General features: G+C 66.3%; 19 protein-coding genes and 1 other annotated feature. Of the genes, 7 read left to right on the forward strand and 12 right to left on the reverse strand.

Annotated features, from left to right (window positions below; translation table 11 throughout):
• The first annotated feature begins 34 nt into the window (after window positions 1–34).
• Complete coding sequence (locus QZS21_RS05790) at window positions 35–1,075, forward strand: LacI family DNA-binding transcriptional regulator (RefSeq protein ID WP_295581236.1); 1,041 nt, start codon at window positions 35–37, stop codon at window positions 1,073–1,075.
• A 58-nt stretch (window positions 1,076–1,133) separates the two neighbouring features.
• Here QZS21_RS05790 and QZS21_RS05795 read toward each other — a convergent pair whose 3' ends face one another.
• The 3 genes from QZS21_RS05795 to QZS21_RS05805 form a co-directional block, all read right to left on the reverse strand.
• Entirely contained in the window at window positions 1,134–1,946 is an 813-nt protein-coding gene (locus tag QZS21_RS05795; RefSeq protein ID WP_295581238.1) for a gluconate 5-dehydrogenase, read from the reverse strand.
• 22 nt (window positions 1,947–1,968) lie between these two features.
• A complete protein-coding gene (locus QZS21_RS05800) occupies window positions 1,969–2,757 on the reverse strand; it encodes an SDR family NAD(P)-dependent oxidoreductase (RefSeq protein WP_295581240.1) in 789 nt (262 codons plus the stop codon).
• A 190-nt stretch (window positions 2,758–2,947) separates the two neighbouring features.
• A complete protein-coding gene (locus QZS21_RS05805) occupies window positions 2,948–4,288 on the reverse strand; it encodes a helix-turn-helix domain-containing protein (protein ID WP_295581242.1) in 1,341 nt (446 codons plus the stop codon).
• A gap of 142 nt (window positions 4,289–4,430) precedes the next feature.
• Between QZS21_RS05805 and QZS21_RS05810 the strand changes: the two genes are divergently transcribed.
• The 5 genes from QZS21_RS05810 to QZS21_RS05830 all read left to right on the forward strand — a co-directional run bounded on the left by QZS21_RS05810 (window position 4,431) and on the right by QZS21_RS05830 (window position 9,748).
• Window positions 4,431–5,558, forward strand: coding sequence for a M20/M25/M40 family metallo-hydrolase (locus tag QZS21_RS05810; RefSeq protein ID WP_295581245.1), 1,128 nt, complete (start codon window positions 4,431–4,433; stop codon window positions 5,556–5,558).
• 37 nt (window positions 5,559–5,595) lie between these two features.
• On the forward strand, window positions 5,596–6,801 hold the full coding sequence (locus QZS21_RS05815; RefSeq protein WP_295581247.1) for a hypothetical protein: 1,206 nt from the start codon (window positions 5,596–5,598) through the stop codon (window positions 6,799–6,801).
• Between the two features lie 108 nt (window positions 6,802–6,909).
• The gene (locus QZS21_RS05820) at window positions 6,910–8,535 is read left to right on the forward strand and encodes a gamma-glutamyltransferase family protein (protein WP_295581249.1); all 1,626 of its coding nucleotides are present in this window, start codon (window positions 6,910–6,912) and stop codon (window positions 8,533–8,535) included.
• Between the two features lie 89 nt (window positions 8,536–8,624).
• A complete protein-coding gene (locus QZS21_RS05825) occupies window positions 8,625–9,188 on the forward strand; it encodes a chromate transporter (RefSeq protein WP_295581251.1) in 564 nt (187 codons plus the stop codon).
• Entirely contained in the window at window positions 9,185–9,748 is a 564-nt protein-coding gene (locus QZS21_RS05830; protein WP_295581253.1) for a chromate transporter, read from the forward strand. The genes QZS21_RS05825 and QZS21_RS05830 overlap by 4 nt, the downstream gene beginning before the upstream one ends.
• Window positions 9,749–9,798: 50 nt before the next feature.
• Here QZS21_RS05830 and QZS21_RS05835 read toward each other — a convergent pair whose 3' ends face one another.
• The 8 genes from QZS21_RS05835 to QZS21_RS05870 form a co-directional block, all read right to left on the reverse strand.
• Window positions 9,799–11,535, reverse strand: a complete 1,737-nt coding sequence (locus tag QZS21_RS05835; RefSeq protein WP_295581255.1) for a [FeFe] hydrogenase, group A — start codon at window positions 11,533–11,535, stop codon at window positions 9,799–9,801.
• On the reverse strand, window positions 11,529–13,367 hold the full coding sequence (locus QZS21_RS05840; RefSeq protein ID WP_295581257.1) for an NAD(P)-binding protein: 1,839 nt from the start codon (window positions 13,365–13,367) through the stop codon (window positions 11,529–11,531). Before QZS21_RS05840 ends, QZS21_RS05835 begins: the two co-directional genes overlap by 7 nt.
• Before the next feature lie 176 nt (window positions 13,368–13,543).
• Window positions 13,544–14,614 carry a 3-isopropylmalate dehydrogenase gene (gene leuB / locus QZS21_RS05845; protein ID WP_295581259.1) on the reverse strand — a complete coding sequence of 357 codons (1,071 nt, stop codon included), beginning with the start codon at window positions 14,612–14,614 and terminating at the stop codon, window positions 13,544–13,546.
• A complete protein-coding gene (gene leuD, locus QZS21_RS05850; protein ID WP_295581262.1) occupies window positions 14,611–15,108 on the reverse strand; it encodes a 3-isopropylmalate dehydratase small subunit in 498 nt (165 codons plus the stop codon). The genes leuB and leuD overlap by 4 nt, the downstream gene beginning before the upstream one ends.
• Window positions 15,109–15,113: 5 nt before the next feature.
• A complete protein-coding gene (leuC, locus tag QZS21_RS05855; RefSeq protein WP_295581264.1) occupies window positions 15,114–16,373 on the reverse strand; it encodes a 3-isopropylmalate dehydratase large subunit in 1,260 nt (419 codons plus the stop codon).
• 16 nt (window positions 16,374–16,389) lie between these two features.
• A complete protein-coding gene (locus QZS21_RS05860) occupies window positions 16,390–17,907 on the reverse strand; it encodes a 2-isopropylmalate synthase (RefSeq protein ID WP_295581274.1) in 1,518 nt (505 codons plus the stop codon).
• A gap of 63 nt (window positions 17,908–17,970) precedes the next feature.
• Window positions 17,971–18,224 (reverse strand) — a binding site (T-box leader).
• Between the two features lie 105 nt (window positions 18,225–18,329).
• The gene (gene ppk1, locus QZS21_RS05865) at window positions 18,330–20,414 is read right to left on the reverse strand and encodes a polyphosphate kinase 1 (RefSeq protein ID WP_295581266.1); all 2,085 of its coding nucleotides are present in this window, start codon (window positions 20,412–20,414) and stop codon (window positions 18,330–18,332) included.
• On the reverse strand, window positions 20,390–21,289 hold the full coding sequence (locus QZS21_RS05870; RefSeq protein WP_295581268.1) for a phosphatase: 900 nt from the start codon (window positions 21,287–21,289) through the stop codon (window positions 20,390–20,392). The genes ppk1 and QZS21_RS05870 overlap by 25 nt, the downstream gene beginning before the upstream one ends.
• 273 nt (window positions 21,290–21,562) lie before the next feature.
• Here QZS21_RS05870 and QZS21_RS05875 point away from each other — a divergent pair, with 273 nt between their 5' ends.
• Entirely contained in the window at window positions 21,563–22,078 is a 516-nt protein-coding gene (locus tag QZS21_RS05875) for a CarD family transcriptional regulator (protein ID WP_295581270.1), read from the forward strand.
• A 352-nt stretch (window positions 22,079–22,430) separates the two neighbouring features.
• On the opposite strand, the gene QZS21_RS05880 is transcribed toward QZS21_RS05875, so the two are convergent.
• Window positions 22,431–23,183, reverse strand: a complete 753-nt coding sequence (locus QZS21_RS05880) for an SDR family NAD(P)-dependent oxidoreductase (RefSeq protein ID WP_295581272.1) — start codon at window positions 23,181–23,183, stop codon at window positions 22,431–22,433.
• Window positions 23,184–23,261 lie beyond the last annotated feature (78 nt).

Consider the following 23,261-nt stretch of genomic DNA (forward strand, 5'->3'; position numbering starts at 1 on the left):
CGCCCGTATCATCATCTGCAAAGGAGGACGCTGGGTGAACAGCTTTGAAATTGCAAAACTGGCCCACGTATCCAGGACCACGGTCTCCCGGGTCCTCAACGGGCACAGCAACGTCTCCGAGGAGACCCGCCGGCGGGTGGAGGCGGTGATCCGGGAGCACAACTACTTCCCCGATGCCGCCGCCCGGAACCTGGCGGGCAAGCAGAACAAGGTCCTGGGCCTGTTCATCATCGACCTGGCCGCCAACCAGGACGCCTACACCATCTCCCGCTCCCAGTTTTTCTACGACTATATCGCCTACGCCATCGACATCGCCAGCCGCCACGGCTACAACCTCCTCACCCACATCGTCCACATGGACAATATGGAGGACATTGACCGGCTGTTTCAAAGCCGCACCATCACCGGCGGCATCATCATGGGCGACCACCTGGACCAGACCGTGTTGGCCCGGTTCTCCGCCCGGGGGTACAAGCTGGTGCTGTACAACCAAATCCGGCGCAGCCCCTCCTCCAACATTCTGGTGGTAAACTACGACAACTTCAAGTGCGGTCGCCTGGCCGGGGAGGAGCTGGTGCGCCGGGGCCACGTCAAAATCGCCCACGTCACCGGCGAGCCCAACAAGCTCTCCGTCCAGGACCGGCTGGAGGGCTTTGAGGCGGCCCTCACCGCCGCCGGCATCCCCTTCGACCGGGAGCGGAACCTGGAGTACGGCGCCTTCAACCGCCGCGCCGGCGGCTACAACGCCACCCAGCGGCTGCTGCGCCGCAGCTGGGAGGACCTGCCCACCGCCCTGTGCGCCGGCTCCGCCACCATGCTCATGGGCACCTTCGAGGCCATCCGGGACCTGGGACTGCGGATTCCGGAGGATATCTCCCTCATCGGCATCGACGAAGTGGACACCGCCCTCTACACCACGCCCCCCCTGTCCCTGGTCTCCACCTCCTGCGAGGAGATCGCCAAGGTGACGGTGGCCCGCCTCATCGAGCTGGCGGAGGAGGGCCGCGTGGACACCTACGACTATGTGATTCCCGACGTGCGCCTGGTCCTCCGGGAGAGCATCCGCTCCCGCTGATCCCGCCGCCGCAAAAAAAGGCCGCCCTCCCGCAGGAGGGCGGCCTTTTCTCTCACATTCAGGGCTGCTTGCCGATGTAGGCCAGCACGCCGCCGTCCACGTACAGCACGTGGCCGTTGACGAAGTTGGACGCATCGGAGGCCAGGAAGATGGCGGGACCCATCAGATCCTCCGCCAGGCCCCAGCGGCCGGCGGGGGTCCGGCCCACGATGAACTGGTCGAAGGGATGGCGGCTGCCGTCCGCCTGCCGCTCCCGCAGGGGGGCGGTCTGCTGGGTGGCGATGTACCCGGGGCCGATGCCGTTGCACTGGATGTTCTGGCCGCCGAACTCGGAGCAGATGTTCCGGGTCAGCAGCTTCAGCCCGCCCTTGGCCGCCGCGTAGGCGGACACGGTCTCTCTCCCCAGCTCGCTGAGGACGGAGCAGACGTTGATGATCTTGCCGTGTCCCCGCTGGATCATGCCGGGCAGCACGGCCTTGGCCATGATGTAGGGAGCCACCAGGTCCACGTCCACCACCCGGCGGAAGTCCTCCACCTTCATCTCGCACATGGGGATGCGCTTGATGATGCCGGCGTTGTTCACCAGGATGTCCACCGGCGCCACTTCCCTCTCAACAGTGGCCACCAGCTCCTGGGCCTTCTCCTCATCCGTCACGTCGCTGGCAAAGCCCTTGACGTCGGTGATGCCCTCCGCCGCGTAGGCGGCCAGGGCCTTTTCCACAGACGCCTCGCTGGTGGCGCAGAAGGCCACCTTCGCCCCGGCGGCGTGAAGGGCCGTGGCGATGGCAAAGCCGATGCCGTAGCACGCGCCCGTCACCAGGGCGGTCTTTCCCTCCAGGGAGAACTGGTTCATGATCTCGCTGCTCGTCATTGTTCGATCTCCTCTCTGATTTTCAGTGCATCACACGGCCGCCGGTGATGTTGATGGCCTGGCCGGTCATGTTGTCGGCAAAGTCGGAGGACAGGTAGACAAACATGTGGGCGATGTCCTCCATGGTCTGGGCCCGCTTCAGGGGAATGTTCTCCAGCCGGGAGGCGAAATACGCCTCCGGATCGCCGCCCTGACGGCGGATGTCCTCCAGGGCCCGCTCCCAGATGTTGGTCCGCACAATGCCGGGACACACGCAGTTGACATTGATGTTGAAGGGGGCGGCGTACTGGGCGATGGCCTGGGTCATGCCGGTGACGCCGAACTTGGAGGTGGTGTAGGCCACGTTGGTGGGGAAGCCGTACTTGCCGGACTGGGAGCACATGTTCACAATCTTGCCCGCCTTGTTGGGCAGCATCACCTTCAGCACCGCCTGGTTGACGAAGAAGGTGCCCTTGGTGTTGATGTTCAGCTGCTTGTCGTAGTCCTCCTCCGTGGCCTCCAGGAAGTCCACCGCGCCGAAGACGCCGGCCACATGGTTCAGGATGTCGATGCGGCCGAAGGCCTCCACCGCCGCCGCCACCATGGCGTCGATCTCCGCCTTCACTGTCACGTTGCACTTGTTGGAAACCGCCTTGACACCGTACCGCTCCGCAATCTCGGCGGCCACCGCCGCGGCGGCCTCGCCGTCCATGTCGGACACCATCACGTTCGCGCCGGCCTCCGCCAGCATCAGGGCCGTGCAGCGCCCCATCCCGCCGCCGCCGCCGGTGACGATGGCGTTCTTGCCCTCCAGAGAAATCGCAACTCCCACTGTAAAACATCCTTCCTTTTTTAGAGTGTTCAGAGGCGGAGTAAACACGTGACCACCCAAAACTGCCCGCTTCCGCCGCCACGGCCTCCTCCTTCCCCGCAAACCGCCTGGAATCCTGGCGCGGGGCGTGCTCTTTTCCCTTTCAATATAGCACAGGGCCAACGAATGTGCAAGGAAATCTTACACGCGTTCACTCCTTATTTTTCGGCCCGGTGAGGCCAGCCTCGTCCGGCAGCGTGATCCGCATGACCCGGGCGGGACGGCCCTTTCCGGCGGTCTGCTTGCCCACGGTGGTGACGCAGCCCGCCTCCTCCAGCCGGGATACCAGGCGGTTGACGCTGCGGGGGGTGATGTGCAGGCGGCGGGAGAGCTGTTCGGAGGTGACGGCCCCGCCGTCCCTGTCCAGGGCGGCGGCCAGCTTCCGCAGCGTGGCGGCACTGAGCCCGGTCTCCCGGGCCAGGCGCTGGAGGCCGTAGGCCGCGGTGTTCTCCCCGTCCCAGGACGCCGGCAGTCCGGAGATGGCCTGCTCGCTCTCCACCAGATAGGATGCGCCGGAGCGGTCTGCGATGGCGTGGTTCAGGGCCATGGCCGCCCGGGACTTGGTCTCCAGCAGGGTGTTGCCGATGCCGATGCCCAGCCACACCTGGTACTGGGGGGCCCGGCGGCCGAACTGGAGGAGCTTGGCGTGCTCGTGGTTTTTCAAAAACGCGTTTTCCAGCATCCGCCGGGTGGTGACGATGAAAAAGTGGTCCACGCCAGCGTCGAACACCGCCGCCTCCAGACGCTGGGCGATGGTGTAGATGCGCTCTTTGAACGCATTTTGGTACCGCATCTTCTCCCACTCCCGGAGCACCAGGTCCCGCTCGTCGTCGAACACGTAGTCGAAGTGGATGGCGATGATGGCCAGGCGGCCCCGGTTTTCGGCGGCGGAGAGGTTCAGCAGCTGGAGGTGGTAAATCTGCTCCTTCACCACCTCCTTGGCCGGATACACCCGGATACAGGGGATGCCCTCCGCCAGCAGGGGTTCGTGGATGTGCTCCATGCTGGTGATGCACACGGAGACCCGCCCCTCCCGGTAGCAGGCCCGGTGGAACTCCAGGAGCTTTCGCTCAAAGTCGTAGGTCTCCTCGTCGTAGGGCGCCCGGAGAATCTCCGTCCCCCGGAGGCCGCTCCCCTCCAGCACCTCCCGCAAAAGCTCCACTTCATAGCGGTCCACACTGATGGCCCGCAGGTCGCTGTGGTGGACCACCGCCGCCTCAAACAGGGCTTGAAAGGCGGAGGTCCGGTTGTGGGGCAGGTGGTTCCAGGGGATGGTGGGGGTCAGCCGCTTGCGGGCGTAGGCGTAGTTGGTGGGGCCGGTGAAGAGCAGGGCGTCCACCTCCCGCTCGTTTTGAAAGGCCTCCGCAATGGCGGCGGACTCCTCGAAAAACGCCGAGCAACGCAGCACCAGCTGCACGTCCGGCAGCTCCTCCTCCGCCACCTGGCGGATCACCGCCGCCGTGGTCTCCGGCCCGATGACGCCGATTTTCATGGTCTGCCGCCTCCTTTTTCCATTAAAGACACTGCGAAATATTTCGGACACTATTTTACACCTATTAAGGACTCTTTGCAAATGGTACTTTAAATCATATATTTTCCGGTTTTTCCCGGAAAACCCCCTGGAGGCGACATTTATGAGCAACGAAACCATGTATGCGGAGCTGTTGGAATTACTCACCACCGACTCCGCTTCCGGTGAAGAAACCGCCGTCGCCCGCCTGCTGCACCGCAAGCTGGCGGCCCTGGGCTTCACTGTGACCACCGACAGCGCCGGGGAGACCTTCGGCGGGTCCTGCGGCAACGTCCTGGGCGTCCGGGAGGGAGAGCTGGAGGGCGCCCTGCTCCTCTGCTCTCACATGGACCGGGTGCCGGGCGGCCTGGGCATCCGCCCGGTGGAGCGGGACGGGGTTTTGTACTCCGACGGCACCACCATTCTGGCCGCCGACGACATCTCCGGCGTGTGCGCCATTTTGGAGGGCGTGCGCCAGGTTCTCCAGGCGGGCAGGCCCCTGCCGCGGCTGGAGGTGCTGTTCACCGTGGGCGAAGAGAGCGGCCTGCACGGCGCCAAGGCCATGGACATGACCCGGCTCCGCGCCCGCCTGGGCTATATGTTCGACTCCCCCGGCCCCGTGGGCCGCTTTGTCCATGGCGCCCCGGGCCACTACCGGCTGGGCGGGGAGATCACCGGCCGCCCCGCCCACGCGGGCAACGAGCCGGAGAAGGGCATCGACGCCGCCAAAACCCTGTGCGACATGCTCTCCACCCTGCGCCAGGGGCGGCTGGACGAGGTGAGCACCGCCAACTTCCCCATCCTGCGCACCGGCTCCACCGCCAGCAACGTGGTCTGCGACGCCGCCTCCTTCCAGGGGGAGGCCCGCAGCCGGGACGCCCGGCGGCTGGAGGCATACGTGGCCTACTTCGAGGACCACTGCCGCGCCGTGGCGGAGGCCCACGGCGCCGGGTGGAAGCTGATCAAGGAGGAGAGCTTCCGCCCCTTCCTGATCCCCCTGGAGGACCCCGCCCTGGAAATCGCCCGGGCGGCCTGCCGGGCGCTGGATCTCCCCTGCCGCATCGAGGTGGGCGGCGGCGGCATGGACGCCAACATCTTCAACGCCCGGGGGATGACCTGCGTGGGCGTGGCCACCGGCTACACCAAAAACCACACCCGGGAGGAGCAACTGGTGCTGGAGGACTTCTTCCTCTCCGGCCGCCTGGCGGCGGCCCTCATTGAGACCTACGCAGCGGGCTGCGTGTCTTTATAAGATCTGTGTGTCATAACATTTAGGAGGTAACGCAACAATGGAAATGAATGTATATCAGGCGGTATTCGCCGTACTGCTGATCTTTTTCCTGGGAGATTTGGTGGGGGCCCTCACCAAGGCCAAGATCTCGTCGATGTTCGTCATCATGATGGGCTTCCTGGTCCTGTTCATCACCGGGGTCTACCCGGCCAACATCATGGAGATCTCCGGCTTCTCCGCCGTGGCCAACATCGGCATGTATTTCCTGCTGTTCAACATGGGCACGTCCGTGGACATCAACGCCCTGAAGCGGGAGTGGCGAACCGTGGTCTGCGCCACCGTGGGCATGGCCGCCGCCATTCTGGGCTGCGTGGTGGCCATCCCCCTCATCGGCCAGGAGTTCGCCCTGGCCGCCGCCCCCGTGGTCAACGGCGGCATCGTGGCCACCAACACCATGGTGGCCGCCTGCGGCGAGCTGGGTCTGGACACCGCCGCCGCCCTGGCCACCTTCGTCTACGCCGTGCAAAAGTTTGTGGGCACCCTGCCCGCCTCCAACTGCGGCCTGAGCGTGGCCAAGCAGCTTGTGGAGGACCTGCGCAGCAAGCACGCCGCCGACCCCGGCTACAGCTGGTACAATGAGCTCTCCCACACCGCCGACGCGGAGAAGAAGCCCTGCTTCTGGGAGAAGTACAAGAAGTACTACACCACCTTCATCTGCCTGGCCGTGGCCGCCGGCATGATGCTGCTGGCCTCCGTCCTGGGCACGCTGTGCCAGGGCTGGGTCAACACCTCCATCTGGTGCATGGTGCTGGGCATCGCCTGCCGCAACACCGGTCTGGTACCCTCCAACATGCTGCGGGACTACGCCAAGGCCAACGGCTTCTTCTCCTTCCTCTCCCTGTGCACCATCATCCCCTCCCTGGCCAAGGTGGACTGGGCCCAGCTGCCCGTCATCGGCTTCAAGGCCCTGGTGATCTTCGCCTTCGTCCTGCTCTTCACCTTCGTCGTCTTCTACCTGACCCCCGCCTGGAAGATCGTGGGCAGCAAGGGCCTCTCCATCGGCATCGCCATGTGCCAGCTGATCGGCTATCCCGGCACGGAGCTCATCGCCGCCGAGATCACCAACGCCGTGGCCCAGACCCCGGAGGAGCGGGACGCCGTTTCCAACAAGATTCAGACGGCCTACGTCATCTCCGGCTTCACCTCCGTCACCATCCTGTCGGTGTTCATCGCCAGCTTCCTGGCGAAACTCATGGGGGCCTGAGGGGCCTCCCCGCCATCCGCGCCCCGCGGCGGCACCGCCGCCGCAGGCCTCCCCCGGCCCAGAGTCCGCTCCGGGCCGCAACTGAAACGCGAAAGGAAGGTTCTCCCCATGCCTCAGTTTGATCCTCTGAAATACGCCTATCCCTCCCACCGCAACATCGTCTATGCCCGCAGGGGCATGGCCTGCTCCTCCTCCCCCATCGCCTCCCAGGTGGGCCTGGACGCCCTGAAGGCCGGCGGCAACGCCATGGACGCCGCCATCGCCATGGCCGTCACGCTGCCCCTGGTGGAGCCCACCGGCAACGGCCTGGGCAGCGACTGCTTCGCCCTGGTGTGGAGCGCCCGGGAGGGCCGCCTCTTCGGCCTGGACGGCTCCGGCGTGGCCCCCATGGCCCTCTCCGCCGAGAAGGTGAAGGCCGCCGGCTTCTCCGCAGTCCCCATGAACGGCTGGATGTCCACCATGGTCCCCGGCGCCCCCAGCGCCTGGGCGGAGCTGCGGCGCCGCTTCGGCACCAAGTCCCTGGCGGAGCTAATGGCCCCCGCCATCCGGTACGCCCGGGAGGGCTTCTGTATCCCCGTGAACGTCTACAAGCAGTGGACGGGGGACGTGGCCCGCTTCTCCGCCGCTGCAAAGGAGGAGCCGGCGGTCTACGGCCCCTGGATGGACTACTTCACCAAGGACGGCCGGACCTACGGCCCCGGCGACGTCTTCCGCAGCCCCGACTACGCCGCCACCCTGGAATCCCTGGCGGAGAGCGACTGCGAGAGCTATTACCGGGGGGAGATCATGCGCAAGATCGTGGACTTCTCCAACCAGACTGGCGGCTTTTTCGCCGAGCGCGACTTTGCGGACTACCACGCCCGGTGGGTGGACCCCATCTCCGTCAACTACAAGGGCTACGACGTCTTTGAAATGCCCCCCAACGGCCACGGCATCACCGCCCTGATGGCCCTGAACATGCTCCAGGGCCTGGACCTGGGCGACAGCCGGGAGACCGCCGGGGCCTACCACAAGATGATCGAGGCCACCAAGCTGGCCTTTGTGGACACCAAGAAGTTTGTGGCGGACCCCCGCTACATGCGCACCAAGGTCTCCGACATGCTCTCCCAGCGGTATGCCGACGTGCGCCGGGCCCTCATCACCGACCGGGCCGTGTATCCCGAGGCCGGGGACCCCGCCTGCGGCGGCACGGTGTACTTCTGCACCGCCGACGGCGAGGGCAACATGGTCTCCTTCATCCAGAGCAACTACAACCGCTTCGGCTCCGGCATCGCCGTGCCCGGCACCGGCATCACCATCCAGGACCGGGGGGCCAACTTCTCCCTGGACCCGGAGAGCGACAACTATCTGGAGGGGGGCAAGAAGGCCTACCACACCATCATCCCCGGCTTCCTCTGCAAGGACGGCCAGGCGGTGGGCCCCTTCGGCGTCATGGGCGGCTTCATGCAGCCCCAGGGCCACGTCCAGGTGGTGGTGAACACCGTGGACTACCACATGAACCCCCAGGAGTGCCTGGACGCCCCCCGGTTCCAGTGGGTGGGGGAGAAAAAGGTCCAGCTGGAGCGGGAGGTCCCCGCCCACGTGGCCCAGAAGCTGTCCGAGATGGGCCACCAGGTGGAGGTCGTCAACACCAACCTGGGCATGGGCCGGGGCCAGATCATCTGGCGCACCGGAGAGGGCACGCTGGTGGGCGGCACAGAGCCCCGGGCCGACGGCACTATTGCAGCCTGGTGAGAAGTGTGCTATCATCATAACGCGACTGCGGCCGCGCACCGATCGGTGCGCGGCGCACTGTCGTCAAACCGAGAGAAAGAAGGGCCGAAATGCTGCACGATTTACTGATCCTGTACACGCTGTTTTTCCGCATGGGCGCCGTGACCTTCGGCGGCGGCTACGCCATGCTGCCCATTTTGCGGCGTGAGATCATCCAAAACCACCAGTGGATGGACGAGGAGTCCATCATGGACTACTACGCCCTGAGCCAGGGCCTGCCCGGCATCATCGCCATCAACGTCTCCGTGTTCATCGGCTACCGGCGGCGGGGCGTCCCCGGCGCCGTGGCCGCCGCGCTGGGCATGGTGTCCCCCTGCATCATCATCATCTCCGTCATCGCGTTTTTCCTCTCCAGCTTCCAGGACAACCCCTATGTCCAGCACGCCCTGGCGGGCATCTCCGTCTGCGTGGCGGCGCTGATTCTGGACGCGGTCATCAGCATGTGGAAAAAGGGCGTGAAGGACGCCTTCGGCATCGTGCTGTGCCTGGCGATGCTGGCGCTCAGCGTGTTCACCGACTTCTCCCCCATTCTGCTGGTCATCGCCTGCGCCCTGCTGGGCATCGGCGCCAAGCGGATTTCCGCCCGTAGGGCAAAGGAGGGTGACGGGAAATGATCTACTTACAGCTCTTTTGGGAATTTCTGAAAATCGGCCTCTTCGCCGTGGGCGGCGGCATGGCCACCCTGCCCTTCCTCCAGGATCTGGCGGAATCCACCGGCTGGTACTCCCAGGCCCTCATTACGGACATGATCGCCATCTCCGAGTCCACCCCCGGCCCCATCGGCATCAACATGGCCACCTACGTGGGCTGCAACGTGGCGGGCTTCTTCGGCGGCGTGGTGGCCACCATGGGCGAGATTCTGCCCTCCATCATCATCGTGGTCCTGGTGTCCAAGTCCCTGGAGCGGTTCCGGGGCAGCAAGCTGGTGGACGCCGCCTTCTATGGGCTGCGCCCCGCCGTCACCGGCCTCATCGCCGCCGCGGGCCTCAGCGTGGTGCAGGTGTCCATGTTCCACTTCGACCTGTACCGGCAAAGCGGCGTCCTGCTGGACATCTTCAATTTCAAGAAGCTGATCTTCTTCGCCCTGGCCTTCGTCGCCGTCAAGAAGTTCAAGCTCCATCCCATCGTCTACATCGCCAGCGCCGCCGTCATCGGCATCCTGCTGTCCTTCTGACAGGCAAACGAGGCCCCCTTCCGAATGGAAGGGGGCCTCGTTTTTGCGTCTTACGCCTCCCCGCCGGCGGACCAGGCGCCGTGGTCCGTGTGCAGGAGGTGGTGGGATTTCTCCCCCAGGGGCTTTTTCAGGAAGGTCCGGTACAGGGCCTGGATGTCGGGGTTTTCATGGGAGAAGCGAACCGCCGCCCCGGCGTCCAGCTTCCACAGGCGGCTCCCCCGGGCCGCCGCCAGCTCCGCGCCGTCCCGGATGGGCTGTCCGCCGCCGCCGGCGCAGCCGCCGGGACAGGCCATAATCTCCACGAAGTCGTAGTCCGCCCGGCCGCTGTCCACGGCCTCCATCAGCTTCCGGGCGCTGCCCAGGCCGCTGGCCACCGCCACCCGCACCTCTCCAAGGCCGGGGATGGGGAAGACCGCCTCCTTCCAGGGCTTGCCGCCCCGGACCTGGGAAAAGGCGTCGGCGTCGGGGTTCTCCCCCGTGGCCAGGGCGTAGGCGCTGCGCAGCGCCGCGTCCATGACGCCGCCGGTGGTACCGAAGACCGCCGCCGCGCCGCTGCCGCTGCCCAGGGGGCTGTCGAACGCCGCCTCCTCCAGGTCGGCAGGCACCACGCAGTCGCTGCGGAACAGCCGGCACATCTCCCGGGTGGTCAGCACCACGTCCACGTCCGGGTCGCCGAAGGCGTTGCGCATGGTGGGCAGCTCCCGCTCCGCCTTCTTGGCGGAGCAGGGCATGATGGACACCACGCACATCTTCCGGGGGCTGATGCCCTTCACCTCGGCAAAGTAGCTCTTGGCCACCGCGCCGAACATCTGCTGGGGGGACTTGGCGGTGGAGAGGTTTTCCGTGTAGGCGGGGAACTGAGTCTTCACAAACCGGACCCAGCCGGGGCAGCAGCTGGTGAACATGGGCCAGCGGTACTTGCCCCGGTGGGTGAACCGCTCCAAAAACTCGCTGCCCTCCTCCATGATGGTCAGATCCGCGGCGAAGTTGGTGTCGAACACGTAGTCAAAGCCGATCCGCTTCAGCGCCGCCACCATGCGGCCGGTGGTGGCCTGTTTGGGCCCCAGGCCGAAGGCCTCCGCCCAGGCCACCCGCACCGCCGGGGCCACCTGGACCACGGTGGTGATCTCCGGATCCGCCAGGGCCCGCAGCACCCGGTTGGTGTCGTCCCGGACCGTCAGGGCGCCGGTGGGGCAGTGGGTGACGCACTGGCCGCAGAAGGTGCAGGCGGTGTTTTTCAGCGCGCGGTTGTAGCTCACGTCCACCGTGGTACGGGAGCCGGTGCCCGCCACGTCCCAGATGTGCATGCCCTGGACCTTGTCGCAGATTTGGACGCAGCGCATGCACTTGATGCACTTGCTGGCCTCCCGGACCACCGGGGCCTCCAGGTCCACGTGGGACCGCTCCAGTTGGACCTCGTAGGGCTGGAAGTGGATGTTCAGGTCGTGGGACAGCCGCTGCAGCTCGCAGTTTCCGCTGCGGACGCAGACGGTGCAGTTGGAGCTGTGCTGGGAGAGGATCAGGCGCAGATTGGTCTTCCGGGCCTGCCGGACCCGGGGGGAGTTGGTGTGGATCACCATGCCGTCCAGCACGGCGGTGTTGCAGGCAGGGACCAGCCGGTTGGTGCCCTCCACCTCCACCACGCACATGCGGCAGGCGGCAATCTCGTTGATGTCCTTCAAAAAGCACAGGTGGGGAATGGGGATGCCCGCCTGTCCGGCGGCCCTGAGGATGGTGGTGCCCTTGGCGGCGGAGAGCTCCCGGTCGTTGATTTTGAATGTCACCATCTTTCCACGCGTCCTCCCTTAAAGTTTCCGTAGCCGAAGTGGTCGCACCGCAGACAGCGGGAGGACTCCTGCCGGGCCTCCTCCCAGGTCATGCCGCACTCGATGCACAGGAAGTCCTCCTTCCGCTCGCAGGCGTCCCGCTCCGTGGCGTTGACCCGGCCCCGGGGCCGCAGGTCCGTGCAGCGGGGCATGGGCAGCTTCACGTCCACCTCGATCTCGTGGTGGAAGCCCAGGGCCTCGTCGATGTTGGCGGCGGCCGCCTTTCCGGCGGCGATGGCCCGGATCACCGTGGCGGGGCCGGTGACGCAGTCGCCCCCGGCAAAGACCCCCTCCATGTCCGGCAGGCGGGTGCTGGCGTCCGCCAGCAGGGCGCCGCCCCGCTGGATTTTGATGCCGCTCTGCTCAAAGCCGTGGGACTCGATGCCCTGGCCGATGGCCACGATGATGGTGTCCGCCGGGATGCGCCGGGGCTCCACCGCGGCGGTGGCCGGCCGGGGGCGGCCCTGCCGGTCGATCTCCCCGATGATCTGGGGCTGGGTCCACAGGGCGGCCACGTGGCCGTCGCCGTTGGCCTCGATCCGCAGCGGCGCCTGGAGGGTCAGAATCTCCGCGCCCTCGGCGATGGCGCCCTCCACCTCCTCCCGCTGGGCGGTCATGTCCTCCTGGCGGCGGCGGTAGACGCAGGTGACCTTCTCCGCCCCCAGGCGCAGGGCGCTGCGGGTGACGTCCATGGCCACGTTGCCGCCGCCGATGACCACCACCTTCTGGCCGGTGAAGTTGGGCATCTCGTCGTCGCCGATGTGGCGCAGCAGCTCCACTGCGGACACCACGCCGTAGCTGTCCTCCCCCTCGATGCCGGTCTTCTTGTCGGTGTGGGCGCCGATGGACAGGTACAGGCAGTCGTACTCCGCCTTCAGCTCGTCGAAGGTGACGTCGGTGCCCACGTCCACGCCGGTGCGCACCTGAATGCCCACGGAGAGAATGGAGTCGATCTCCGCCTCCATCAGCTTCCGAGGCAAGCGATAGCTGGGGATGCCGTAGCGCATCATGCCCCCCAACTGCTTCTGCTTTTCGTAGATGGTGACTCGGTGGCCCATCAGGGCCAGGTAGTAGGCGGCGGAGAGGCCGCCGGGGCCGCCGCCGATGATGGCCACGGACTTGCCGGTGGCGCTCGCCCGCCGGGGCTGGGGCACCTCCCCGGCGTGGTCCGCCGCGTAGCGCTTCAGCCCCCGGATGTTCACCGCGTCGTCCACCATGTTCCGGCGGCAGCGGGCCTCGCAGGGGTGCTCGCAGATGTAGGCGCAGGCCGTGGGGAAGGGGTTGTCCTTGCGGATGAGGCGCACCGCGTCGGCGCAGCGGCCCTCGTTCACCAGGGAGATGTAGCCGGGGATGTCCACCCCCGCGGGGCACAGCGCCACGCAGGGCACCGGGTTGCGCAGCGAGCCCAGGCACCGGTGGTGGAGGATGTGCTCCTCGTAGTCGTCCCGGAACCCCTTGAGCCCCATCAGCACCAGGGTGGCCGCGTCGATGCCGATGGCGCAGTCCGCCGTGTCCACAATGACCTGGGCGGTGCTCTCGATGCGCCCCAGGATGCCGATGGCGGGCTCCCCGTCCAGCACCTCCCGGATCATGTTGGACAGCTGCGTCAGCCCGATGCGGCAGGGCACGCACTTGCCGCAGGTCTGGGCCTGGCACAGATTCAGAAAATTCAGCGCCATGTCCACCGGGCACAGCCCCGGCGGGCTGCCGGCGATCCGCCGCTCCATATTCCGGTATAGCTGCTCCACCACAGCCTGGGCCTGGCCGGGGGTTTTGACTTCCAATCTGCTCATATCTGGCGTCCACTCCTTTGCCTCTCAGCATCCCACAGATCTTTGGTTTTTGCAATGGTTATTTCGGAAGTTCTGCTTGCAATTCTTCTCCGCCTGCCCGCCTTTTCGCAAACCGCCCCGCCTCCGGGCGCGGAAAAGCGCCCCGAAGCCCATGGCTCCGGGGCGCCCCGTTTCGATCAGATGCGCCGGCAGATCTCGCTGCCCATCTCCCGGCAGCCCAGCGGCGTCCCGCCGCTTTGCAGGATGTCGCCGCAGCGGCACCCCGCCTGCAGCGCGGCGTCCACGGCGGCTTCCACGGCGTTGGCCTCCGCCGCCATGTCGAAGCTGTAGCGCAGCATCATGGCCGCCGCCAGAATGGTGCCGATGGGGTTGGCCCTGTTCTGCCCGGCGATGTCCGGGGCGGAGCCGTGGATGGGCTCGTACAGTCCCCGGGTGCCCTCCCCCATGCTGGAGGAGGGGATCATGCCGATGGAGCCGGTGATCTGGCTGGCCTCGTCGGAGAGGATATCGCCAAAGAGGTTCTCCGTCACGATGACGTCGAACTGGCTGGGGTCCCGGACAATCTGCATGGCGGCATTGTCCACGTACATGTGCAGCAGCTCCACGTCGGGATACTCCGCCGCCACCTCCGTCACCACCCGCCGCCACAGGCGGGAGGTATCCAGCACGTTGGCCTTATCCACGGAGGTGACCCGGCCCCGCCGCTTGCGGGCCATCTGGAAGGCCACGTGGGCCACCCGGCGGACCTCATGCTCGGAATAGGCCATGATGTCGGTGGCCCGCTGCTCGCCGTCCGCCTCCCGGGTGGTGTGCTCGCCGAAGTATACCCCGCCGATCAGCTCCCGGACCACCACAAAGTCGATGCCCCGGGCGGAGATGTCCGCCCGGAGGGGGCAGGCGGCGGCCAGGTCGGAGAACATCCGGGCGGGCCGGACGTTGGTGTAGAGCCCCATGGCGCTGCGGAGCTGCAAAAGGCCCCGCTCCGGCCGGTTGGCGGAGGGCTGGCTGTCCCACTTGGGGCCGCCCACGGCGCCCAGCAGCACGCTGTCGGCGGCCAGGCAGGCCGCCAGGCTGCTCTCCGGCAGGGGCACGCCGAAGGCGTCGATGGCGCCGCCGCCCATGGGCGCCTCCTGGTAGGTGAAGGTATGGCCGAATTTGGCGGCCACGGCGTCCAGCACCCGGACGGCCTGCTCCACAATCTCAGGGCCGATGCCGTCGCCCCGGATTACCGCAATGTGCTTGTTCACTGGGCCGCCCCCTTTGCCTTCAGGGAGGCCATCAGCCCGCCCTTTGCGATCATCTCCTTGATGAAGGGGGGGAAGGGCTCCGCCTGGTAGGTCTCCCCCTTGGTGACGTTGGTGATGACCCCGGTATCGAAGTCCACCGCCACCTCGTCGCCGTCGTCAATGCCCCGGCTGGCGGCGGGGCACTCCAAAATGGCCAGGCCGATGTTGATGGCGTTGCGGTAGAAGATGCGGGCGAAGTTGGCGGCGATGACGCAGCCGATGCCGCTGGCCTGGATGGCGATGGGGGCGTGCTCCCGGGAGGAGCCGCAGCCGAAGTTCACCCCGGCCACCAGAATGTCCCCCTCCTTCACCTTCTGGACGAAGGACTTGTCGATGTCCTCCATGCAGTGGGCGGCCAGCTCCTTGTGGTTTTGGCTGGCCAGATACCGGGCGGGGATGATGACGTCGGTATCCACGTGGTCTCCGTATTTATGGACGGTTCCGTGTGCATTCATCAGCTTTATACCTCCTCAGGATGGCAGATGTGGCCGGCCACGCCGGAGGCGGCGGCAACGGCGGGGGAGGCCAGGTAGACCTCGCTTTCCACGTGGCCCATGCGGCCCACGAAGTTGCGGTTGGTGGTGGAGACGCAGCGCTCTCCGGCGGCGAGGCAGCCCATGTGGCCGCCCAGGCAGGGGCCGCAGGTAGGGGTGGAGACGATGCAGCCCGCATCCAGGAAGATGTCGGTGTACCCCTGGCGCATGCAGGCCCGGTAGACCTCCTGGGTGGCGGGGATGACGATGCCCCGGACGCCGGGGGCCAGATGCCGCCCCTTCAAAATCGCGGCGGCGGCGGCCATGTCGGGAAGCTGGCCGTTGGTGCAGGAGCCGATCACGATCTGGTCGATGGCCACGTCTCCGCCCTCCCGGGCGCTGCGGGCGTTCTCCGGCAGGTGGGGCCAGGCCACGGTGCAGTCCACCTTCCCCAGATCCAGCTCCACGGTGCGCTCGTACTCCGCGTCCTCATCCGCCTCGTAGGCGGTCCAGGGCCGGTTCACCCGGCCCTCCACATAGGCCCGCGTCACGTCGTCCACCGGGAAGATGCCGTTCTTGGCGCCGGCCTCGATGGCCATGTTGCAGATGGTCAGCCGGTCGTAGATGGAGAGGGCTCCAACGCCGGGGCCGGTGAACTCCAGGGACTGGTATCTGGCGCCGTCCACGCCGATCATGCCGATGAGGGTCAAAATCACGTCCTTGCCGGAGACGTAGGGGCCGGGCTTTCCGGTGAGGTGCACCCGGATGGCGGAGGGCACCTTGAACCAGGTCTCCCCCGCCGCCATGGCGGCGCCCATGTCCGTGGAGCCCACGCCGGTGGAGAAGGCGCCCAGGGCGCCGTAGGTGCAGGTGTGGGAGTCGGCGCCGATTACCGCCTCGCCGGGGGCCACCAGGCCCTGCTCCGGCAGCAGGGCGTGCTCAATGCCCACGGCGCCGGTGTCGTAGAAATGGTCGATGTCAAACCGCCGGGCGAAGGTGCGGCACTGTTTGCATTGGGTGGCGGCCTTGATGTCCTTGTTGGGGGTGAAATGGTCCATCACCAGGGCGATGCGGCTCTTGTCAAACACCTGGTCAAAGCCCGCGGCCTCAAACTCGTTGATGGCCACCGGGGTGGTGATGTCGTTGCCCAGCACCAAGTCCAGCCGGGCCTGGATCAGCTGTCCCGGACGGACGCTGTCCACCCCCGCGTGGCGGGCCAGGATTTTCTGCGTCATGGTCATTCCCATTGTTCTTCTCTCCTTCTCAGTCGGCGGCTTCCATCATCTTGTTGATGCCGTTTACATAGGCCCGGATGGAGGACTCGATGATGTCGGTGGAAAGGCCGGTGCCGGTGTAGACGGCGCCGCCCTTGGCCTCCAGCTTCACCACGGCCTCGCCCACGGCGTCCTCGCCGTCGGTGACGGCGTTGAGGCTGAAGCTGTCCAGCCGGACGTCCTCCAGCCCTAGCATCCGGTTGATGGCCTGGAAGGAGGCGTCCAGGGGGCCGGTGCCGATGGCCACCTCCTCCAGCACGTCCTCCCCCCGCTTGAGGCGGATGTAGGAGGTGTTGGGCACGCCGTGGCCGGTGTTCACCACGTGGCTCATCAGCTCGCAGGCGCCCACGGCGGCGTTGCGGCGGTGGAGGACCAGGGCCTCGATGTCGCTGCCGGTGATGTTCTTCTTCTTGTCCGCCAGGTCCTTGAACCGGGTGAACACGCTCTCCAGCTCCTCGTCGGAGAGCTCGTAGCCCATAGAGACCAGCTTCTCACGCAGGGCGTGCTTGCCGGAGTGCTTGCCCAGGACCATGGTGTTCTGGGGGATGCCCACGTCGGTGGAGTTCATGATCTCATAGGTCTGGGCGTTGGAGATGACGCCGTGCTGGTGGATGCCGGACTCGTGGGCGAAGGCGTTGGCCCCCACCACGGCCTTGCTGGGGGGGATGGGCACGCCGGTGATGTTGCTGAGGAGCTTGCTGGAGCGGTAAATCTGCCGGGTGTTGATGCCGGTCTCCGCGTCGTAGAAGTCCCGCCGGGTGTGGATGGCCATGACGATCTCCTCCAGGCTGGCGTTGCCCGCCCGCTCGCCGATGCCGTTGACGGTGCACTCCACCTGGGTGGCGCCGGCCCGGATGCAGGCCAGGGTATTGGCCACCGCCATGCCCAGGTCATTGTGGCAGTGCACGGAGATGTCGGTCTTCTCAATGCCCTCCACATGCGCCCGCAGGTAGGCGATGAGGTCCGCCATCTCCTGGGGGGTGGAGTAGCCCACGGTGTCGGGGACGTTCAGTGTGGTGGCCCCGGCGGCCACGGCGTTGGTGTAGCACTGGGCCAGGAAGGCGGGGTCGGAGCGGGAGGCGTCCTCGGCGGAGAACTCCACGTCGTCGCAGAAGCCCTTGGCGTAGGCCACCATGTCGCTGATCCGCTGGAGCACCTGCTCCCGGGTCATCTTCAGCTTATACTCCATGTGGATGTCGCTGGTGGCGAGGAACACGTGGATGCGGGGGTGTTTGGCCTCCTTCACCGCGTCCCAGGCGGCGTCGATGTCGCCCTTGGTGCACCGGGCCAGGCTGGCCACCGTGCACGCGGACACGGCGGCGGCGATGGTTTTCACGCTCTTGTGGTCCATGGGGGAGGCGATGGCAAAGCCCGCCTCGATGACGTCCACGCCCAGCTTTTCCAGCTGCCGGGCCATCTCGATCTTCTCCGAGAGGTTCATGCTGCATCCGGGGGACTGCTCCCCGTCCCGCAAAGTGGTGTCGAAAATTTTGATGCGCTTCATAATCATGGCTCCTCCTGCTCGTATTTTCCCGTTTCGGGCAACAAAAAAAGCCCCCGTCTCCTCCATTGAAGAGACGAAAGCTCAGCTTCCGCGGTACCACTCTTGTTGGCATGTCTCCATGCCCGCTTCCGGCATCAGCCCGGCCCCGCCGGACGAATCCCGCCTCTTTGGTAACGGTGAGGAACTCCGTCCCCGCCTAAACGCACGTCTCAGCGGGAATACTCAAGGGCCAGTACATCTCTCCGCTCTGCATTGCCTCGCAGCGCCCGGCAACTCTCTGAAGCGTCCTGGGGAGACTTTTTCCCTGTCATCGTATTTGTTGGTTTTTTGTTGTTGCCTATTACCATACAGGACCCGCTCCGTTTTGTCAAGTGGGAATTTTCACTTTTTTAGGGGGAGGCGGCCGCCCGCCTCCCCCCGCCGCCTCACCCCCGGCCCAGCAGGCGGCGCAGCCAGCCGGCGGGCCGCTTCTCCTCCGAGGGGGCCAGGCGGGGCGGGTGCTCCAGATCGTACTGCTGGGCGGACAGCGGCGGCGCGCCGCCGCCCACGGGGACGTAGCTCCCGTCCGGCAGCAGCCGCCGGGCCTTCACATTGTCCGCCAGGATTCGCTCCAGATACGCCCACAAAAAGTCCTTCAGCTCCCGGCTCTCCACCGGACAGGCCACCTCCACCCGCCGCTCCTGGTTGCGGGTCATGATATCCGCGGAGGAGAGGTACACCTGCCGCAGCGCCCCCTCGCCGAAGCAGTAGATGCGGGAGTGCTCCAAAAACCGCCCCACCAGGCTGGTGACGGTGATGTGGTCCGTCTTTCCGGGGATTCCCGGCACCAGGCAGCAGATGCCCCGGACGATCAAATCCACCCGGACCCCCGCCCGGGAGGCCTGGGAGAGCTTGTCGATCAAGTCCCGCTCGGTGACGGAGTTGGCCTTGATGAGAATGCGGCCCCGCTCCCCCCGGGCGATCTCCCCGTCGATCAGGCGCAGCAGCGTCTGCTTCAGGGACACCGGCGCCACCAGCAGCTTCTGGTAGCTGCCCCGCAGGTCCCCGATCAGCATGTTCTGGAAAAAGGCCACCGCGTCCGCCGCCAGGGCGGGGCTGGCGCTCATGAGGCAGAAATCCGTGTACAGCCCGGCGGTCTTCTCGTTGTAGTTTCCGGTGCCGACCTGGGTGATGTAAGAGAGGCCGCCCTTCTCCCGCCGGGTGAGCAGGCACAGCTTGGCATGGCACTTGTAGCCGGTGGGGCCGTACAGGATGCGGCACCCCGCCTCCTCCAGCTCCCGGGCCCAGGTGATGTTGTTCTGCTCGTCAAACCGGGCCCGCAGCTCCACCAGCACCGTGACGGCCTTTCCGTTCTCCGCCGCGGCGCACAGGTGCTTCACCACGGCGGACTTCCGGGCCAGGCGGTACACCGTGATCTGGATGGACAGCACCTTCGGGTCCGCCGCCGCCTCCTTCAGCAGGTCCAGAAAGGGCTGCATGGCGTGGTAGGGGTAAAACAGCAGCACGTCCCGCTGGCGCACCTGGTCCCACATGGGCGTCTCCCGCCGGAGGTAGGACGGCCACTGAGGGGCGTGGGGCGGGTAGAACAGCGCCGGGTCCGCCGTGAGCTGGTAGGCGTACCCCAGGGACAGCGGGCAGGTGGACACGTAACTCTGGGCCGCCTCCAGCTTCAGCCGCCGCAGGAGCTGCTCCAGCAGGCGGGGGGCCTCCCCCTGCATCTCCAGCCGCACCGGCGCCAGCCGGTCCCGCTGGCGCAGCAGCCGGGCCATGTGGCTGCGCAGGTCCAGGTCCTCCTCGTCGAAGCGCTCGTCGAAGCTGATGTCCGCGTTCCGGGTCACCGCCGCCACCGCCTGCTCCTCCACGGCGTAGATTTTGAAGATCTTCCGCAGATAGTGGGAGAGGACGGTCTCCGTCCGCACGAAGGCGCCGGGCCGGGCCGGCAGCTCCAGCACCGCCGGGGCCGTCTCCGGCACGCCCACGATACCCAGCAGCAGCCGCTCCCCGTCCCGCAGCAGCGCCGCCGCGTACAGCGCCTTGTTTTTCAGGTGGGGGAAGGGGTGGCTGGGGTCGATGATCTGGGGAGAGAGCAGCGGCCGGATGTTCTCCCGGTAGTACCCACGGATATACTCCCGCTCCGCCCCCCGCAGAGCCTCGTAGGGCACATCCTCCACACCCCGCTCTGCCAGGGCCCGGGAGACCTGGGCGTAGATGCCGTCCCGGCGGCGGATCAACGGTCCCACCGCCGCGTAGATGGCGGCGAGCTGCTGGCCCGGGGTGCGGCCGCCCTTGTTGTCCCGGGTCTCCGGGTCCAGCACGTTCAAATCCAGCAGGCTCCCCACCCGCACCATGAAGAATTCGTCCAGGTTGCTGGTGAAGATGGAGAGGAAGCGCAGCCGCTCCATCAGCGGCACCGTCTCGTCGGCGGCCTCCTCCAGCACCCGCTGGTTGAATTGCAGCCAGCTCAGCTCCCGGTCCTGGGTATAGCTCAGGTCCCGATCAATTGGTGGCAAAGGTATCCCTCCCTGACGCCGTTTTGGCTGATATAAAGCTCCCCGCCGCACAGGGCGCCGCAGACGGCGTCCATCAGCAAAATGCCGGGCAGGATGGTGTGAATGCGATCCGGGCAGGCGTTGAGAATCAGGCCCTTCGCCTGCTCGTCCCGGGCCAGCAGCACCTTTTTCAGCTTGTGCAGCTCCCCGGGGGTCATCCGCCGCTCCAGGCACGGCCGCCCGCCCCGGGCGTTGGCAATTTTCAGCACCGCCCGGGCGGTGCCCCCCACGCCGCAGACCCGCTCCGCCCGCCGCTCCGGCAGGTTGGCCGCCGCCAGCGCCTCCGCCACGGTGTCCTTCATGGCCTCCAGCTCCCGCCGCTTGGGCCAGATGCCGGACACATGGCGCCGGAACAGGTTCAGCGAGCCGATGGGCAGGCTCTGGGCCCGGAGGATGCGGCCCTCCCGCACCTCTACGATCTCCGTGCTGCCGCCGCCGATGTCGAACAGGGCGCCGTCCCGCAGCTCCAGGGTCCGCAGCGCGCCGTAGTAACCCAGCTCCGCCTCCAGATCGCCGGAGAGCACCTCCACCTCCACGCCGGTGCCCTGGCGGATGCCCGCCACGGCCTCCGCGGTGTTGCGGATGTTCCGCAGGGAGGCGGTGGCAAAGACGTGGAGGGTCCCCATGTCAAACTGGCCCAGCAGCGCCTGAAAGTGTTGGATGGCGGCGCAGGCCCGCCGGATGCCCGCCGGGGACAGCGCGCCCCCCTCGATATAGTTCACCAGCCCCGCCATCTCCTTCTCCGAAAACAGCAGCTCAAATCCCCCGCCGGGCAGGGTGTGGTACACCGAAAGGCGGATGGTGTTGGACCCCAGGTCCACGATGGCGTACTTCATTCCGTCTCCTCCTCTGGAAGCGTCCGTTGCTCCTCCTCTTAGGATATCGGTTTCCCTGTGAAATTTGCAGGCATTTTTTTGTTAAATTTGTGAAAAACATTTTCCCATTTTACAGAAAATTGGTTGTCTTTTTTATGGATTTGGCCGATTTTTCGTAAAATTCCCCTTTCTTTTCGGGTCATTTTGTGGTAAACTATACGTGCAGCGTGTGATCCTGGCAGACGGAAGTTCGGTTGCCGGGAGGCACGTGTTTTTTATAAGGAGGGATTTTCCATGTTTCAGCCAGGAGACTTGGTGATATACGGTACCACCGGCGTTTGCAGAGTGGAGGAGATTGCCCGGCCGAACAAGAGCGGCCCGGACCGGGACCGGCAGTACTACCTGCTCAAGCCGCTGCATCAGGACGGCGTGATCTACACCCCCGCGGACAGCAGCAAGGTCCCCATGCGCCCGGTGATCTCCGCCAAGGAGGCGGAGGCCCTCATCGACCTGATTCCCACCGTCGAGGCGAAGGTCTGCCGGGCCCCCACCCTGCAGGCGCTGGCCCAGCACTATCAGACCGCCGTCCGCAGCAACGACTGCAAGGACCTGATTGAGATGGTGATGTCCATCTACGCCAAGCAGAAGCAGGCGGAAGCCCAGAAGCGCCGCCTGGGCATGGTGGACGAACGCTACATGCGCCAGGCGGAGCGCCTGCTCCACGGGGAGCTGTCCGCCGCCCTGGGCATTCCCTTCGAGGCCGTCCCCCCCTACATCGCCGACCGGGTGGCGCAGATGAAAAAGTCCTGACGCCCGGCATTCCCCTTCCGTGTGAAAAAGTCCCGTCCTCCCAGGAGGACGGGACTTCTTTGGTATAAACGCGTCTTACGGGCTTTCGCCGCCGGAGCGCTGGGCGCGGTTCTGCCGCGGCAGGTATGCGGCAGAACCGTGGAACACCGGAGGCGCTGCGGGACGAGCCGGTGCGGTTCTCCCGCGGCAGATGCGCGGCAGAACCTCCCGCCCGGTCCGCAGGTGTATCGGCGGTATCGGCGGGAGGCCAAGGGCGCAGCGGACCGCGGCCCCCCAATGGCGCCCAGGCGCTTGAACAGCCCGAAGTCCCGCCCTCCGGAGAGGGCGGGACTTCTCTTGCGCGGAGCGCCGCTTACTGCATGAAGAGGCCGCCGTTGACGTTGAGGCAGCAGCCGGTCATGTACCGGGACATGTCGGAGGCCAGGAACAGCACCACGTCGGAGATGTCCTCCGGCTCCCCCAGCCGGTGCATGGGGACGGCCATGGGGTCCCAGTCGCTGCCGAAGACCTTCTCCATGGCGGTTTTGATGTTGCCGGGGGCCACGCTGTTGCAGGTGACGCCGAAGGCCGCGCCCTGCTTGGCCACGGACTTGGTCAGCGTCAGCATGGCGCCCTTGGTGGTGGCGTAGTCCACGCCGGAGGTGAGGCCGCCCACGTGGCCGGCCACGGAGGCCATGTTGATGATGCGGCCGTAGCCCTTGGCCTTCATGATCCGCAGCGCCCGCTGGGCGAACATAAACGCGCCGGTGATGTTGATGCCGTAGGTGAAGTTCCAGTGCTCCAGCGTCATCTCGTCGAAGGGAATCTTGTTGGTGACGCCGGCGTTGTTCACCAGAATGTCCAGGGTGCCGAACTCCCGGTCCAGCACCTCGAAGCAGTGGTCCACATCCGCCTCGCTGGCCACGTTGCACTTCACGGGGACGCACTTGCAGTCCGGGTACTTGGCCATGATCTCCCCGGCCACCTTCTCGGCGTCCTCCACCTTCAGGTCCACGATGAGGATGCCCGCGGCGCCCTCCTCCGCAAATTTCCAGCAGTCGCAGGCGCCCATGCCCGCGCCGCCGCCGGTAACCATGGCAATCTTGCCCTTCACCAATTGTTTCATTTGTATCTCCTCCTTATTTGGCGAACCGGCTGGCGGCCCGCTCAATGTCCACGATTTTCTCCATGGCCTTCATGTACT

The sequence above is a fragment of the uncultured Oscillibacter sp. genome, assembly GCF_900544955.1.
Classification (GTDB): Bacteria; Bacillota; Clostridia; order Oscillospirales; family Oscillospiraceae; genus Oscillibacter.

Excerpts from the sequence above, each read along its gene's own strand:
- QZS21_RS05820 (WP_295581249.1), top strand. The coding sequence starts at position 6,910 with ATGCCTCAGTTTGATCCTCTGAAATACGCCTATCCCTCCCACCGCAAC.
- leuC (WP_295581264.1), bottom strand. The coding sequence starts at position 16,373 with ATGGGAATGACCATGACGCAGAAAATCCTGGCCCGCCACGCGGGGGTG.
- QZS21_RS05810 (WP_295581245.1), top strand. The coding sequence starts at position 4,431 with ATGAGCAACGAAACCATGTATGCGGAGCTGTTGGAATTACTCACCACC.
- QZS21_RS05835 (WP_295581255.1), bottom strand. The coding sequence starts at position 11,535 with ATGGTGACATTCAAAATCAACGACCGGGAGCTCTCCGCCGCCAAGGGC.
- QZS21_RS05875 (WP_295581270.1), top strand. The coding sequence starts at position 21,563 with ATGTTTCAGCCAGGAGACTTGGTGATATACGGTACCACCGGCGTTTGC.
- QZS21_RS05870 (WP_295581268.1), bottom strand. The coding sequence starts at position 21,289 with ATGAAGTACGCCATCGTGGACCTGGGGTCCAACACCATCCGCCTTTCG.
- leuD (WP_295581262.1), bottom strand. The coding sequence starts at position 15,108 with ATGAATGCACACGGAACCGTCCATAAATACGGAGACCACGTGGATACC.
- QZS21_RS05795 (WP_295581238.1), bottom strand. The coding sequence starts at position 1,946 with ATGACGAGCAGCGAGATCATGAACCAGTTCTCCCTGGAGGGAAAGACC.
- QZS21_RS05880 (WP_295581272.1), bottom strand. The coding sequence starts at position 23,183 with ATGAAACAATTGGTGAAGGGCAAGATTGCCATGGTTACCGGCGGCGGC.
- QZS21_RS05825 (WP_295581251.1), top strand. The coding sequence starts at position 8,625 with ATGCTGCACGATTTACTGATCCTGTACACGCTGTTTTTCCGCATGGGC.
- QZS21_RS05805 (WP_295581242.1), bottom strand. The coding sequence starts at position 4,288 with ATGAAAATCGGCGTCATCGGGCCGGAGACCACGGCGGCGGTGATCCGC.
- QZS21_RS05840 (WP_295581257.1), bottom strand. The coding sequence starts at position 13,367 with ATGAGCAGATTGGAAGTCAAAACCCCCGGCCAGGCCCAGGCTGTGGTG.
- QZS21_RS05815 (WP_295581247.1), top strand. The coding sequence starts at position 5,596 with ATGGAAATGAATGTATATCAGGCGGTATTCGCCGTACTGCTGATCTTT.
- QZS21_RS05830 (WP_295581253.1), top strand. The coding sequence starts at position 9,185 with ATGATCTACTTACAGCTCTTTTGGGAATTTCTGAAAATCGGCCTCTTC.